We start from the raw sequence: 15,445 nt of genomic DNA on the forward strand, positions 1-15,445 counted from the left end.
AAAATGGTGTAAAACCAATATAGAGACTGCAATTAGCCCGATTCTTCACTCTTCACCGTGATGTAAACAGCCGATGAACTCTCCCCAACCTCCTCACAAATCACAAACTTTACTTGGTCAACTGACTCAAGCAGTACATACGATTCAAGCTAGGGTTGATTTTTCTAAACTGGCTCTGAAGCCTAACGCCAAAGTACCAGAACTGTGGGTGCAGGATGCAGGGGCAGATAAGGCGGAAGTTTATCCATTGTTGGGCGATCGCTATATACTAGGTCGCAGTTCCAAATCCTGTGATATAGTCATCCGCAACCCAGTTGTCAGTCAAATTCACCTATCCTTATCGCGGGATTCTTCCCAGCGTACCCCAGTCTTTATTATCAAAGATGAAAACTCCACTAATGGCATTTATCGTGGCAAACGGCGAGTTAACACCTTAGAACTCCGTCATGGCGATATTCTTACCCTCGGCCCACCAGAATTAGCAGCTTCGGTGCGATTGCAATATGTCGATCCGCCACCTTTCTACATCAAGGCTGCAACCTGGACAGGCTATGGTATCGCTGGGGTAAGTGCCTTGTTAGGATTGGTCATAGGGGTTGAGTCCTTTAAGTTTAAAGTCAGACCTTTACCCACAGCTACCCGCGCTCCTGTGGTAGTTTACGCCCGTGATGGTAGTACCCCCTTACGTGAACCTCGGACAGTAGCTCACGTAGACATGAAGCGTCTAGAAGATTTTGGCCCTTATTTACCGTCAGCAGTCATAGCTTCTGAAGATAGCCGCTATCATTGGCATATTGGAGTTGACCCCTTGGGTGTTTTACGGGCTGTGTTGATTAATACCCGTAGTGGAGATGTACAGCAAGGAGCTAGTACCATTACCCAGCAGGTGTCCCGGAGTCTATTTCGAGATTATGTCGGCGCACAAGATTCTCTAGGACGGAAAATTAGGGAGGCAATTGTTTCCCTAAAATTAGAAGCCTTTTACAGCAAAGATGAAATTTTGCTGACTTACTTAAATCGGGTATTTTTGGGAGCAAATACCTCTGGTTTTGAGGATGCTGCTAAGTATTACTTTGAAAAGTCGGCTAAAGACTTATCCCTAGCTGAAGCTGCAACTTTGGTAGGGATTTTACCCGCTCCCAATGCCTTTAATTTCTGTGGAGATGGCCAAAGAAAACTTGACGCTGCTGACTACCGCAATCGTGTAATTAAGCGGATGTTAGAAATGGGCAAAGTCAGCCAGGAGGAAGCAAACCGAGCTAGAAGATCAACAGTACAAGTCAGTCCGAAAGTATGTGAGCAACAAGCTAAGACGATAGCTCCTTATTTTTATGACTATGTTTTTCAGGAACTAGAAAATATCTTAGGTGAAGGTGCAGCTAGAGAAGGCAACTATATCATTGAAACCCAGCTAGATCCCAGCATTCAAGCTCAAGCCGAAACATCTCTCCAAAATTCAGTTAGAACATCTGGTTCGGCTTTTCGCTTTTCCCAAGGCGGACTGGTGACACTAGACACGAGAACCGGTAGTATTCTAGCAATGGTGGGAGGAACTGACTATCGCCAAAGTCAGTTTAATCGGGCTGTGCAAGCTAAAAGACAGCCAGGTTCTACCTTTAAAATTTTTGCTTACACCCAGGCACTTGTACAGGGTATACCAGCATCTAGAAGTTATTCCTGCGCTCCTTTAACCTGGCAAGGTTTTACGTATAAACCCTGTCGTATCGGTGCAAATACAAGTTTAGATATTGCTACTGGACTAGCACTTTCAGAAAACCCTATTGCTTTGCGAATAGGGCAGCAAGTGGGTTTAGATAGGGTGGTGGCGATGGCACATCGTTTGGGTGTGAAGTCATCACTTGACCCTGTGCCTGGGTTGATTTTAGGTCAAAGTGTGGTCAATGTTTTAGAAATGACTGGTGCTTTTGGCGCAATTGCCAATCGGGGAGTGTGGAATCCTCCCCATGCAATTAGTAGAATTTTAGACAGTAGTGATTGTAGAGATCGCAATGATTTGAAAACCTGCCGTGTTATCTATTCCTTTGACCAAGATCGAAATGCTAATCAGCGCGTCTTATCAACAGCCGTAGCTGACCAAATGACTAATTTAATGCAGCAGGTGGTGACACGAGGTACAGGCCGCAGTGCTGCTATTGGACTGGGGGAAGCAGGCAAAACCGGGACAACTGATAAAAACGTAGACTTGTGGTTTATCGGCTTTATTCCTAATCGGCGGCTAGTCACAGGTATTTGGTTGGGTAATGATAATAACTCTCCTACCAATGGTAGCAGCGCACAAGCTGCTCAGTTGTGGGGTAATTATATGAGGAGAATTACAAGATAAATTCGTAATTCGTAATTCGTAATTCGTAATTCGTAATTGTTTCTGATGTGAATTAGAAACGTCTGTATTATGGTACTACATATGAAATAATAAGGTTTTTAACACTTAATTCACATTAAACGCAATTCGTAATTACGAATTACGAATTAGTAATTACGAATTATTATTGTATCCCTGCCAAGGGGTAACTTCTAATTGACCGCTAGGTTTAAATGTTACTTGGAAGTGGGCTAAGGCCTCCTTGTTGTTGGGAGCGGCTGTATTTGAACCGTATACGGCTTGGAACATTTTTGGTAAGGGTGTTTCTCGAAAATAATCAAAAGCTACTTGATTGAGGGGTTCATAATCGGCAATTATGCCATCTTTATTGATGGCAACGCGATACTTCAAATCTTGTTTAAAGCTAGGAGTTCCACCCCAATTTTGCCGGACTGTATTATAAAGCTTTTGGTTTAAAGTTTTGATTGTATTACTATCAGAAATTTTTACGCCGACTACTTCCGGGGTTCTGGCATAGCCCCGCCACGGGCTAACTTCTAGTATGCCTCTGTTAGTAAAAACGACTTTAAATTGGGCAATTGGTTCATTGGCAATGGGAGTACGGTTAGCAGGATTATAAAGTAAGTTAGGCAGAGGTGTTGATTCTATACCTTCGTTTGCCCCTTGATTAACTGCTTTGTAACCGACAATTGAACCATCAGCAGCCACACCTACGCGATAAACTAAATCTTGTTTAACGCCTGTGCGATTATTCCAAGCAGGATCGATTTGATTCCAAACTTGCCGATTTAAAACACGTAATTGTGATGGATCAGTAATTTCATTAACGTTATTTAAAAGTGCCTCTAAGTCTTTAATTGCAGGCTTAGTTGCAGTTTCTGTCGGTGTGGGTGTAGCAGTTGGTGGGGTGGTAGCGGCTGTAGGTGTGGGTGTAGGAGTTGCTGTTGTTATGGGTGTTGTTGTTGGTGAGGCGATGGAATTGGTAGTAGAACTCTGTTCTTCTGGTTTGGTTTCTGGTGGACGCATTTCTGGGGCAGGAATCAAGCTAAAAGCGATCGCTGCCACTGCTAAACTAGAAACACCAATAGTTGCGGGTACTGCCTGTTTGATCACAGCTTGACTAGCACCGCCATACCGTCTAGTCACCGGTTGTAATTCTAGGGATAACTCCGGTAAAGTTTGGGTATCTGCAAAAAACTGATCTACAGCTTCTACTAAATCAAATAACTGTACCGTATTCAAATCTATTTGAATGGGTTGTTGATGATTGCTAGAGCCACCATTAAATTCATCTGGTGCATTCTCAGCATGAACTATTAATCTGTGGCGGTTAACATCTATCTTCTGTAACTCCACTAATTCTGAGTCTTGGTTATGGGCTTGTGGGTTGGGGACATTACTCAAAAATTCTTGAGCATAACCACTAACTGCTCTCACCAAACTTTCAAAAAATTCTCTTCCTCCCACCAGGGGTTGATTGTGGTTAGAAATATAGCATTCTGCATTTACCAGTATTGACAGTTCAGGACGCAGTTCTTGAAAGTGTGCGCCCCTGGTAGCATCACTTAATCCCTCTAAAAGCAAGGTACAATTAGGTAAACTGTACTTACGTTGAATATTCATTCCACTTCACCGTCAAATAGACTAATCCAGAAACGCTGCATTCCAGCCGTACCAGTACAAAATAGCAATTGTCCCAATAAATTTATTGCTAATTCATTTAATTTTTCATCAGAATTTAAAGCTAATGCACCAAATCGGCGAGCGTTCATTCTGCTTTTAAAATGCGCTCTAAACCGTTCTAAGTAATTAGAGATGCGTAAATTCTGTTCTAAGGGGATTTGCTTGTCGTTCAGTTGTTGACAAATCATCAACATTTGGCGGATGACTACTGTTAACCGCCGGGCGATGTAACAAGCAATTACGACTAAGGCTTTTGCTTCCATAATAGTCAGAGGGCGACGAATATGCGCTCTTCTGATGGGGTTAGAACTCCGCATCCGCCATAAATTCACCCTATCCTTGACAATGCCTTTCAAATCCAACTCCTGGGCAAAAGCGAGGATGGCTTCAGAACCACCTAATTCTAAAGCTTCAATCGCCAGTAAGATGAGATCAATTTGCAATCTAGTTCTAGGGGGACACCCCTGTCCAGCGATCGCAGGATCTGGTAAAGTGTCCAAAATCATCGGCAATGATGGGGGATTTGGACTATTGAACGGCGTTAAGCTTGCAGAAACATTCATTCTATAAAATACCCTGTGCGGCTCTAATAGACTAGGCAAACCTAGTACGACTAATTTAAGATCAACAGCTAAAAAGCAAGATTAAACTTGTAGCCATAACAAGTCTAATGGATATATACATTACTTATTGCTTCTACTTCTAGGTTAAGTTTTACGTAAATTTAAGTTTTTAAAGCATAATTTTACTCTCTTTTTGTATGAGTATTAATCTATCTTCAGCTTGGTGTAGATTCCCAATATCGTCAATGGATCAAGCGTATGACATTATAGTGTACGATTTTTCACGTAACTGGGGATAAAGAGGCAAGGGGGCAGGGGGCAGGGGAGCAGGGGAGCAGGGGGCAGGGTGTGGGAGGATGGGGAAGAAATCTTTCCTCCCCACACTCCCCTCTCTCCCCACACTCAAAAAGCCAGTTATATCAAGGCTTTGCGATTAACAAGCGTGCCATTCCCCCATGCCCCATGCCCCATGCCCATTTCCCAATGCCCATTCCCTAACAACTATGGATTTAAAATCTCTCATTCGTGACATCCCTGATTTTCCTAAGCCCGGAATTATGTTTCGGGATATCACTACTTTACTCCGCGATCGGGAAGGATTGCGCTATACTATTGACTTTTTGGCAGAAAAATGTATAGCGTCTGGTTTTGAGGTGGATTATGTTGCGGGTATGGAGTCACGGGGTTTTATTTTCGGAACACCGTTAGCTTATAGATTAGGTGCTGGTTTTATCCCTGTCCGCAAAAAAGGCAAGTTACCAGCCGCCGTGCATTCAGTAGAATATCAGCTAGAGTACGGTACGGACTGTTTAGAAGTGCATCAAGATGCTTTACACCCAGGTAGCCGAGTCTTGATTGTAGATGATTTGATTGCTACGGGGGGAACAGCCAGTGCTACCGCTCAACTAGTCCAGCAAATAGGCTGTGAATTAGTGGGCTTTGGGTTTATTATCGAGCTACGAGATTTACAAGGGCGCACAAATTTACCAGATGTGCCGATTATTTCTTTAGTTGAGTATTAACATTCATTAATTGCTATGACATCTACACGAATTTCCGGGGATAGAGTGTGGGACTGGTTGATAAGATTGATCACCAGCGAAACATTTATTTATGTGGTAAAGCGCATATTGCAAGCACTTTTGACTATCGTGCTAGCATCGGCATTGTCGTTTTTTATCATGAAACTATCTCCAGGGAATTATGTAGATACATTGCGGCAAGATCCGAAAATTTCTCCAGAGAGGATTCAAGAGTTAATCGAGCAATTTGGTTTAAATAAGTCTTGGCCGGAACAATATTGGTTCTGGTTGTTGAGTATTTTCACCAAGGGCGATTTCGGCACAAGTTTTGTTTACAAGCGTTCAGTTGCCTCTCTATTGTGGGAGAGAATACCGGCTACTCTAATTTTGGCGATCGCTTCCTTAATTGTGACATGGGCGATCGCCATTCCTTTGGGTATTGTTGCGGCTGTCAAACAAAATAAAGCCACTGACCGGATTTTACAGGTGATTAGTTATACCGGACAAGGATTTCCCAGTTTTATTACTGTTCTTTTTCTACTCATATTTGCTCAGTTCACCACACCTTTATTTCCGGTAGGTGGGATGACTACCATTGATCATGCGGATTTATCTTGGTTCGGTAAAATCCTTGATATTGGTTGGCACATGATTTTACCTACCATTGCCTTAAGTATCACTAGTTTTGCTGGCTTACAACGCATCATGCGCGGTGAATTATTAGACGTGCTACGCCAAGATTATATTCAAACCGCACGCGCCAAAGGACTCCCAGAAAACCGCGTGATTTATGTCCATGCCTTGCGGAATGCCATCAACCCCCTAATTACTTTGTTAGGCTTTGAGTTAGCAGGTTTATTAGGCGGTGCATTTATCGCCGAACAGTTCTTTAACTGGCCCGGTTTAGGTAGATTAACCTTACAGGCAGTAATTGCTAAAGACGAGTATTTAGTCATGAGCAGTTTAGTTATGAGTGCTGTATTACTCAATTTCGGCAACCTGATGGCAGACTTATTACTCAAAGTAGCAGATCCCCGCATTCGCTTAGAAGCATAGTTTTGACTAATATTTCTCCCGGTGAACGAAATTTTGTGTGGGATTTCTAGCTAACCAAAAAATTATCCTCCACACTCCCCAGACTCCCCACACCTTTTTTCTCTCCCCTGCTCCCCTGCCCCCTGCCCCCTGCCCCCTGCCCCCTGCCCCCATGCTCTCTGAAGTCTATTACATACTGCGTTCTAAAGCTGATGGACGTTACCTCACAGCTCGTCCTACTGAGGAAACATCAGGTTATTTATTATTATTTCGAGAAAATTTTGATGCCCTAAGTTATCTCAACACCCATGCACCGGAAGTAGCCAACCGTTTTGCTGTAGAATCTCTGCCAGGTACACAGTTAGGCAGTTTACTCAAACGTTGGGGTTTTATAGGTGTGGGAATTGTAACTGACCCATTGTTACCAAAAGTAGACTTTTTACAACATAACTAAGTAATTTTGGCGAGGTAGCGGTAAATTATGCCCTACAGTGACTTTACTGTCCGCAAAGTCAAGCAAGCTTTTGGACTGACTACGATTGAAGGGGAGAAATTCTTACCAGAAATTACACCCATTGCGCCTAGTTCTACTTTGAATGAGTTTCTAGCCGAAAGTTTACCATTAGCGATCGCTAATGGTAGCGAAAAAGCTCGCTCTGAATTAGTCATTAGTCCAGTTTTACTAGAAGTACGCAAAATTCTACACCGACAAATCAGTTTATTTTCAGGGACGGAATTTACTGTAGATGCTGCATCTGGATTGAGTGGCGTTTGTGATTTTTTAATCAGTCGCTCTCCTGAACAATTTGAAATTGAAGCTCCAGCTTTAATTATTATTGAAGCAAAAAAGGCAGATTTAAATTTAGGAATTGGGCAATGTATTGCCGAAATGTTTGCTGCTCAAAAATTTAATGAAATGAACAATCAACCTGTTTCCAGAATTTTTGGCAGTGTTACCAATGGTACTGCTTGGCGATTTCTACAATTAATAGAAAAAACTGTCACCATTGAGTTAACAGATTATCCTCTACCTCCAGTTGATTTCATATTAGGAATCCTAGCTTGGATGTTGTCTGTTGTTGATTGAAAATAAAAAAGTCAAAAGAAAATCATCTTTTGACTTGTTATTTTTAACTTTTGACTTTCTAAACTACTACTTTTTCCAAAATCAACTTAGAACGCTTCACCTGTTCAGGAATTGCCACTGGGTAATCTCCAGTAAAGCAAGCAGAACAAAAATTATTGGTGTCTTCTCCTGTGGCTTCTAACATTCCTGACCAACTCAGGTAAGCAAGGCTATCTACTTCTAATTGTTGAGCGATTTCTTCTACAGATTTTGTAGCTGCAATTAATTGATCTTGGGTATCAGTATCAATACCGTAGAAGCAAGGATGAGTGACTGGTGGGGAAGAAATCCGCATATGTACTTCTGCTGCACCAGCTTCCCGCAAGGCTTTTACTAGTTTGCGGCTAGTTGTACCCCGGACAATGGAGTCATCAACGATAATCACTCTTTTGCCTGCCAATACATCTCTAAGCGGGTTGAGCTTCATTTTGATTCCCGATTCTCGCATGGTTTGGGTAGGCTGAATAAATGTGCGTCCGACATAACGGTTTTTAATCAACCCTTCACCATAGGCGACACCAGAGGCTTGGGAAAACCCAATAGCGGCAGGTATCCCAGAATCAGGAACTCCAAATACAATATCTGCCTCTACATAGGATTCTTTTGCTAATTGTCGTCCTAAACGCATCCGATAGCTATACAGACTTTCATTGTGCATTTGGCTATCGGGACGAGCAAAGTAAATCATTTCAAAAATACATAGTTTGGGTTGGGGTTTTTCACTCCAGTGGTAGGAAGCTAAACCTTCGTCGGTAATCCAAACTACTTCACCTGGTTCGACATCCCGCAGGTATTCTGCTCCAATAATATCTAAACCGCAGGTTTCCGAAGACAAAACATAACGGACTGGATTTTCTGGTAAAGTCCCAATAACTAAAGGACGAATCCCATTAGGGTCACGCACACCCATCACACCCACGGGTGTACCTACAACTAAACTAAACGCGCCTTGACAACGATGAAACGCCTGAATAGCACCTTCTAACCAGTCTGCACCAGCGTTAACAGCTTCAGCGATCGCAAAGGCAATCATCTCTGAGTCAGTCGTAGTCAGTAAGTTACAATTACTCTTAACTAACTCCTCCCGCAATCGCACAGTATTGACTAAATTACCATTATGTGCTAAAGCTAAAGAACCTAAGCGGGTTTCCACAACAGCAGGTTGAGCGTTGACTTTCCGACTAGAACCGGTGGTGGAATAGCGAGTGTGACCAACACCGATACTTCCGGGTAATTCTTCTAAAATCGATTCATTAAAGACTTGAGACACCAAACCCATGTCTTTGTGCAGGTGTACGGTTGTCCCGTCAAAGGTGGCAATGCCAGCTGATTCTTGACCCCGATGTTGTAGGGCATATAATCCAAAATAAGTTAGTTTGGCAACATTTTCTCCTGGTGCGTAGATGCCGAAAACTCCGCAAGCTTCTTCAGGCTTGTCAGGACGATTTCCCAGACTATCGGTTGAGTCATCAGTATACTGGGGGTACTCATCCAAAGTGACGGAATCAATGGGAATCATGCTAGCTTTGCTCCTGGTTGGGGTGTCAAGTCATGCCAATTCAAAACTCACGCCTACCCTGCGGTGAGGCTTGCGCCTACAAAATTCAAAATCGAGAAAGCCAGATTTTACAATAGCCTCTGATTGCTGAATCTTGGCGAATTGGTGTCACTGGGGTTGTCTATAATGAACTGGATAGTATGGCTATTCTTAATAAATCTTTAACCATACATTAAAACAGTACCCTAAATGTGTCCGAATATGCTATCGATTTGATGAAATTGGGCATGGGGCATGGGGCATGGGGCATGGGGCATGGGGGAGGCAGCCGCGTGGGCGGGTTTCCCGACTTGAGCGGACTGCCGTCATGGGGCATGGGGCATGGCAAAAGGTCAAAGATAATTTTTACCTTTTACCTTTTACCTTTTGCCTTACTTATTCTCTGACGTAAACTAAACGTCTAGCGATCGCATTTTGATAAAGATTGTTCATCTCTTCGATACTAACTTGAATTAAGGTTTGGTTATCAGTGGTTAAAACACTTAAATCTGTATCGGGATTACCGACTGTACCGAGTTTTTGCCATGCCTGAGTTAGATTTGTCTGTAAATATGATTCCCAATTTTCTTGTTGTGCGGGAGATACAGAGACAATAATTCTTGTGCCACCTTCACCAAAGAGTAATTGATCTAGGCGTTGTGACTGGCTAGCTTCTAAATAAATTTGCGCCCCCAGTTTACCACCCAGACAAGATTCTGCTAAAGCAACGGCTAAACCCCCCTCAGCACAATCATGGGCTGAATTTATCCAACCTGCGCGGATACCTTCACGACAGGCGGCTTGCACACGGCGTTCTAAGTCAAAATCTACCGGAGTTGGCCTACCTGCTACAGTGTTGTGAATGGTGGCTAAATATTCCGACGCGCCTAAATTATGGGCAGATGAGCCAAGGAGATAAATTATATCATCTGGGTTTTGCCAACCTTGTCCACAAATTTTAGTTAAATCAGGAATCAGTCCCACCATCCCCACAACCGGAGTCGGGTAAATTGGTTGGGGGTTGCCTTGGGAATCAAGGGTTTCGTTATATAAAGAAACATTCCCACCAGTTACGGGTGTGGCTAATTCTCGACAACCTGCCGCCAAACCCCGACAAGCTTCGGCTAATTGCCAATAACCAATCGGTTTTTCAGGACTACCAAAATTGAGGTTATCTGTCACCGCCAAAGGTTCTGCACCCACACAGCTAAGATTCCGTGCCGCTTCCGCAACCACTGCCTTAGCTCCTTCATAGGGGTCAAGGTAAACATAACGAGGATTACAATCTACCGTAGCAGCAACGCCGCTTGGGGCATTACTACTTCCCCCCTGCTTCCCTTCCAGTGGTCTTAATCTAACTACTGCCGCATCTGCGCCACCGGGGAAGATGACAGTATTATTCTGAACTTGGTGGTCATATTGACGATATACCCAATTTTTAGAGGCAATTGTTGGTGTATCTAGTAAAGTCAAGAAAATATCACGCCACGTTTTGAGATTACCTTGAATTTCTATCCCTGCCGTTGTGCAAGGTGGTAAAGTATCAACCGACCATTCCCAGGCTTTTTGAGCATATTCTGGGGGTTGTGTCAATAACTCACGCTCATACAGTGGAGTATTTTCTGCCAAAGCATCAGCCGGAATTTCGGCGGCGACTCCACGTTGAAAGAGAATCCTCACAATGGGTTCAGCAATGACTGTACCTGCCACAACAGCCTGTAGTCCCCAACGATGGAAAATATCAATTAACTCTTGCTCTCGTCCTTGATGAGCAACAAACAGCATCCGTTCTTGAGATTCTGAGAGTAAATATTCATAGGGAATCATCCCCAATTCCCGCACCGGAATCTTATCTAAATCTAATTCAATCCCGACACCACCTTTGGCTGCCATCTCGGAAGTAGAACAGGTAATACCCGCAGCACCCATATCTTGAGCCGCCACCACTGCACCTGTTTTAAACGCTTCCAGACAAGCTTCTATGAGTGACTTCTCTAAAAAGGGGTCGCCTACCTGCACCGCCGGACGGTCATCCATAGATTCATCGCTTAATTCTGCACTAGCAAAACTAGCCCCGCCCATACCATCCCGTCCAGTTGTAGAACCGACGTATAACACGGGATTTCCAATACCTGATGCGCCAGATTTGACGATTTCCGGCGTTTCCATTAATCCTAGTGCCATCACGTTCACCAAAGGATTACCAGAGTAAGCAGGGTCAAAGTAAACCTCACCGCCGACAGTAGGAACGCCAACGCAGTTACCATAATGGGAAATACCAGCAACTACGCCAGAGAATAGCCTTTGGGTTTTGGGGTCGTCTAGAGAACCAAAACGCAGGGAGTTTAACAAAGCAATAGGACGCGCACCCATCGTAAAAATATCCCTGAGAATACCACCAACTCCAGTGGCAGCACCTTGAAAGGGTTCAACGGCTGAGGGGTGGTTATGTGACTCAATCTTAAAGGCTAGTTGGAGTCCCTCGCCCAAATCGACCACACCAGCATTTTCCCCAGGCCCTACTAAGATGCGGGGGCCAGTCGTAGGAAACTGTTTGAGTAAAGGACGGGAATTTTTATAGCAGCAATGCTCAGACCACATCACCCCAAACATTCCCAATTCAGCTTTGTTGGGATGACGACCTAAGCGGCGGACAATTTCTGTATATTCTTCTGGTTTTATACCTTCAGCAGCAATTTCTTGGGGAGAGAAGGGAGCAGGAGATGAGGCAGTCATGGAAATAATGCACCAAAAAGTACAGAGCATTATTGTATCGACTTACTTGTGCTGTATCTACAGTTCTCTAGAAGTCCTCTTTCAACAATTACGAATTAATTTAACTCTTCCCCCTACACCCTACACCCCACACCCTACACTCGCCCCAGAGGGGCTTAGTCATTAATTAACCTGTAGGTTCTGTAAAATCAAATCAGCTCTTGGTGCAAATCCGTCAGCGTACTCTGCTGGGTAATGGTTAATCACATAGAAAAATTTATCGTTTTGTTCACCCAGGTATATAGTGCCTGTAATATCTTGCCCCTGACGAAAATCAATTTTTTGTTTCGCCCAAGGGTACGAAACATCGGAACTACGACCGATAACGCGCCATTGATTCGATGTAATTAGTCCCGATTGACCATTTACAAAGCTTTCTAGTTCTGCCATAGTTTTGACATTATTGGGGAAAAATACGCTAATATAGGCATTTTCGTTCCTTTGAGCGTCAAAATTAACGATAAACTTCACCCCTGTTCCTTCCCCAGAACTCACACCTTCAGCAACAAAATCCTGATCAGGGAAATATGTGATGAATAAAGACTTATACTCTTCGTAGAGTTTCAAGATTATGGGAGTTTTTTCTCCTTCAATAGAAATTGTTGCTGCTTTTGTTGCTGGCAGTTGAGATGATTTATCACTGTTGTCGGCAGCATCAGAGGTGAGTGGAGGACTCTGAGTTTGCATAACTTTCTCCTCTTGTGGCAGCGCACAACCAAAGAAAGTTCCTAAAATAATTGAGGCACTTAAGAAGTAAATAGGGCGAATATTCATTTCTACTTACGTGTGTTGATAATTAAAAAAATCTAAATTTCGTGGTTTTTACTGGATTTGTTTGGTATTATAGTAGAATTTTTGTTGATACAGTTAGAAAATTTCCTAGTAAATGCAGTCTTTTCACAAAAACTAAGTGATAACAATCACATAGACTCATGATTAAGATCGTTTCTTGTCAGTGGGCAAATTGGGATGATTAGCTCATTACTGAACTCTAGCCGAGTCATTAATAGGGAACACACTAATTGCCGACAGTCTTATGAAAAGGTTGTCGGCTTTTTGTTTTGTATTGGGCATGGAGAACTAGGAACTAATAAAATTTCCCCACCTCTGGTTGGTAACTTGACGTAGATTTTGCCAGAGCCACAGCCAGATGTGGGGAGGGTATGATCAAATTGGAGATGTTATCGATGTATGAGGTTAAGACTTCACACTCAATTTAGAAGTTTACAAGCACACTTCCAGAACCGACATAAACTTTTGACTAGGACATCGCTTGAATGATGTAATCAAAGTAAGGGGCTGTGGCTGCTGCATCTTCTGCACTGAGTAAGTCTAAAGATGCTGTTTTTAGGCAATTGATAGCTTCTACCATTCCGGGAACAGGAACACCCAAAGAGTTGTACATTTCCCGCACTCCAATTAAACCAATGCTTTCAATTGGTTCTTTATCGCCAGCAAGTACACCATAGGTAATTAGGCGTAAGTACCAGCCATAGTCACGGATGCACAAAGCACGCTGTTTGTCGCCGTAAGCGTTACCGCCGGGCGCGATAAAATCAGGACGCTTTTGCCACAGTTTTTTGGTGGCTTCCTGAACTATCTTTTTTTCGTTTTCCGCTAAGGTAGCAGCAATGCGTGTTCTTTGTTCGCCGGTTTTCAAGAACTCTTTAATGCTCTTGAGTTCGCCACTGCTGGGATAGCGCAGTTCGTCGTCGGCTTTGAGGATAACTTGGCTAATTACAGTCATGATTATTTAAATCACGCGAAATATTATTTGTTAGTTTAACGAGTTGGAGGTACAGAAGTGAAGAGGGGATTGGGGATTGGGGATTGGGGACTGGTGACTGGTGAAGAAATATTGAGTAATGACTAATGAGTAATTCTATTTGGCAACAGGGTGAATTAATAGAAGTGACGATCGCAGATTTGAGCGATACTGGTGATGGTGTGGGGCGTTTCCAGGAACGGGTGGTGTTTGTGCCGGATACTGTACCAGGCGATCGCGTTCTGGTACGCTTGGTACACGTCAAACCTCAATACGCTCACGGCAAACTTAAAGAATTATTACAACCTTCCCCCCACAGGATTCGCCCTAGCTGCATTGTGGCTGATAAGTGTGGTGGTTGTCAGTGGCAACACATTGATTATGAATACCAACTCGTTGCTAAACGGGAGCAAGTTATTCAAGCTTTACAAAGAATCGGTGGTTTTACTGCACCATCAGTAGATCCTGTGTTAGTGGCACAGTCGCTTTTAGCTTATCGTAACAAAGCTACCTATCCTTTAGATATCTCTCCTACGGGTCAAGTCCAAGCTGGTTATTACCAAAAGGGTAGCCATCAACTAGTTAACTTAAATCAATGTCCCGTTCAAGATTCACGCTTAAATCCATTATTGGCAGAAGTTAAGCAAGATATTCAGCAGCAAGGCTGGACAATTTACGATGAAACCCGCCATCAAGGAGAAATTCGCCATTTAAGTCTTCGTATTGGACGACGGACAGGTGAAATTTTGTTAACTTTGGTAGTCAAAGATAAAGATTTACCAAGAATTAAACAGCAAGCGGAGGCTTGGCTAAAGCGGTATCCTGATTTAGTTGGGGTGTCATTAAATTACAACCCTCAACGCACCAATGCGATTTTTGGCAGAGAAACACGTTGCATTGCGGGTGTACCCTATCTACGCGAAATCTTTGCCGGGTTAGAATTTCAAGTCCGTCCCGATACATTTTTCCAAGTTTCTACTGAAACCGCCGAGGCTCTTTTACAGGTAATTCAATCACAACTAAAATTGCAAGGCGATGAGGTACTAGTTGATGCTTATTGTGGTATTGGGACTTTAACTTTGCCCTTAGCGAAACAGGTACACCAAGCCATAGGATTAGAAGTACAAGCCGAAGCAGTACAACAGGCGATCGCTAATGCCCAACGCAATAGTATACATAATGTTACATTTCAGGCGGGAGCAGTTGAGAAATTGCTGCCCAATATGGGAATAATACCGAGTGTAGTCATACTAGACCCGCCACGGAAAGGATGCGATCGCACTGTTATCGAATCTTTATTATTCTCGAAACCACCGCGCATCGTTTACGTCAGCTGCAAAGTAGCTACCCTCGCTCGTGATCTTAAATTACTCTGTGAAAATGGCTTGTATACTATTGAACGCATTCAACCCGCCGATTTTTTCCCCCAAACATCTCATGTGGAAACTGCTGTATTTCTGGCGTTATCACATAATGGTAAGAATGCTTAAGTCTTTACAAAAAACTCACATTGCAAATTTGTGGTCTATTGGATAGTAAAAATGCTAAAATCGAATTAGCATAAAAATACCAATGATTTTGTTAATAAAACTAAA

The 15,445-nt window shown here is 43.1% G+C and carries 15 protein-coding genes; 7 read left to right on the forward strand and 8 right to left on the reverse strand.

Annotated features, from left to right (window positions below):
• The first annotated feature begins 73 nt into the window (after nucleotides 1-73).
• A complete protein-coding gene (locus ACPZ3T_RS06680; RefSeq protein ID WP_490274573.1) occupies nucleotides 74-2,344 on the forward strand; it encodes a transglycosylase domain-containing protein in 2,271 nt (756 codons plus the stop codon).
• Nucleotides 2,345-2,497: 153 nt separating this feature from the next.
• On the opposite strand, the gene ACPZ3T_RS06685 is transcribed toward ACPZ3T_RS06680, so the two are convergent.
• Both ACPZ3T_RS06685 and ACPZ3T_RS06690 read right to left on the reverse strand, forming a co-directional pair.
• A complete protein-coding gene (locus tag ACPZ3T_RS06685) occupies nucleotides 2,498-3,967 on the reverse strand; it encodes a DUF4335 domain-containing protein (protein ID WP_490274575.1) in 1,470 nt (489 codons plus the stop codon).
• Nucleotides 3,964-4,590: a DUF3038 domain-containing protein gene (locus ACPZ3T_RS06690; protein WP_490274577.1), complete on the reverse strand. Its 627-nt coding sequence runs from the start codon at nucleotides 4,588-4,590 to the stop codon at nucleotides 3,964-3,966. Before ACPZ3T_RS06690 ends, ACPZ3T_RS06685 begins: the two co-directional genes overlap by 4 nt.
• Nucleotides 4,591-4,938: 348 nt before the next feature.
• Between ACPZ3T_RS06690 and ACPZ3T_RS06695 the strand changes: the two genes are divergently transcribed.
• The 3 genes from ACPZ3T_RS06695 to ACPZ3T_RS06705 are packed head-to-tail and all read left to right on the forward strand — an operon-like array spanning nucleotide 4,939 to nucleotide 6,668.
• Complete coding sequence (locus ACPZ3T_RS06695) at nucleotides 4,939-5,088, forward strand: hypothetical protein (protein ID WP_490274579.1); 150 nt, start codon at nucleotides 4,939-4,941, stop codon at nucleotides 5,086-5,088.
• 5 nt (nucleotides 5,089-5,093) lie between these two features.
• Nucleotides 5,094-5,612: an adenine phosphoribosyltransferase gene (locus ACPZ3T_RS06700; RefSeq protein WP_490277143.1), complete on the forward strand. Its 519-nt coding sequence runs from the start codon at nucleotides 5,094-5,096 to the stop codon at nucleotides 5,610-5,612.
• Nucleotides 5,613-5,627: 15 nt separating this feature from the next.
• Nucleotides 5,628-6,668, forward strand: coding sequence for an ABC transporter permease (locus ACPZ3T_RS06705; RefSeq protein WP_490274581.1), 1,041 nt, complete (start codon nucleotides 5,628-5,630; stop codon nucleotides 6,666-6,668).
• A gap of 6 nt (nucleotides 6,669-6,674) precedes the next feature.
• Here ACPZ3T_RS06705 and ACPZ3T_RS06710 read toward each other — a convergent pair whose 3' ends face one another.
• Complete coding sequence (locus ACPZ3T_RS06710) at nucleotides 6,675-6,821, reverse strand: hypothetical protein (protein ID WP_490274583.1); 147 nt, start codon at nucleotides 6,819-6,821, stop codon at nucleotides 6,675-6,677.
• On the opposite strand from ACPZ3T_RS06710, the gene ACPZ3T_RS06715 reads away from it, so the two are divergent.
• Both ACPZ3T_RS06715 and ACPZ3T_RS06720 read left to right on the forward strand, forming a co-directional pair.
• A complete protein-coding gene (locus ACPZ3T_RS06715) occupies nucleotides 6,820-7,101 on the forward strand; it encodes a hypothetical protein (protein ID WP_490274585.1) in 282 nt (93 codons plus the stop codon). The genes ACPZ3T_RS06710 and ACPZ3T_RS06715 overlap by 2 nt on opposite strands.
• Nucleotides 7,102-7,128: 27 nt before the next feature.
• Nucleotides 7,129-7,734: a hypothetical protein gene (locus ACPZ3T_RS06720; protein WP_490274586.1), complete on the forward strand. Its 606-nt coding sequence runs from the start codon at nucleotides 7,129-7,131 to the stop codon at nucleotides 7,732-7,734.
• A 58-nt stretch (nucleotides 7,735-7,792) separates the two neighbouring features.
• Here the strand turns inward: ACPZ3T_RS06720 and purF are convergent, their stop codons facing one another.
• The 5 genes from purF to ACPZ3T_RS06745 all read right to left on the reverse strand — a co-directional run bounded on the left by purF (nucleotide 7,793) and on the right by ACPZ3T_RS06745 (nucleotide 13,832).
• Entirely contained in the window at nucleotides 7,793-9,292 is a 1,500-nt protein-coding gene (gene purF, locus ACPZ3T_RS06725) for an amidophosphoribosyltransferase (protein WP_490274588.1), read from the reverse strand.
• 243 nt (nucleotides 9,293-9,535) lie between these two features.
• The gene (locus tag ACPZ3T_RS06730) at nucleotides 9,536-9,667 is read right to left on the reverse strand and encodes a hypothetical protein (protein WP_490274590.1); all 132 of its coding nucleotides are present in this window, start codon (nucleotides 9,665-9,667) and stop codon (nucleotides 9,536-9,538) included.
• 39 nt (nucleotides 9,668-9,706) lie between these two features.
• On the reverse strand, nucleotides 9,707-12,046 hold the full coding sequence (gene purL / locus ACPZ3T_RS06735; protein WP_490274592.1) for a phosphoribosylformylglycinamidine synthase subunit PurL: 2,340 nt from the start codon (nucleotides 12,044-12,046) through the stop codon (nucleotides 9,707-9,709).
• Between the two features lie 162 nt (nucleotides 12,047-12,208).
• Nucleotides 12,209-12,859, reverse strand: a complete 651-nt coding sequence (locus ACPZ3T_RS06740) for a hypothetical protein (RefSeq protein ID WP_490274594.1) — start codon at nucleotides 12,857-12,859, stop codon at nucleotides 12,209-12,211.
• Nucleotides 12,860-13,346: 487 nt separating this feature from the next.
• Nucleotides 13,347-13,832: an allophycocyanin gene (locus ACPZ3T_RS06745; protein ID WP_490274596.1), complete on the reverse strand. Its 486-nt coding sequence runs from the start codon at nucleotides 13,830-13,832 to the stop codon at nucleotides 13,347-13,349.
• Nucleotides 13,833-13,957: 125 nt separating this feature from the next.
• On the opposite strand from ACPZ3T_RS06745, the gene rlmD reads away from it, so the two are divergent.
• Nucleotides 13,958-15,340, forward strand: coding sequence for a 23S rRNA (uracil(1939)-C(5))-methyltransferase RlmD (gene rlmD / locus ACPZ3T_RS06750; RefSeq protein ID WP_490274598.1), 1,383 nt, complete (start codon nucleotides 13,958-13,960; stop codon nucleotides 15,338-15,340).
• The last annotated feature ends 105 nt before the right edge of the window (nucleotides 15,341-15,445 follow it).

Source organism: Aliinostoc maniaoense, assembly GCF_058172895.1.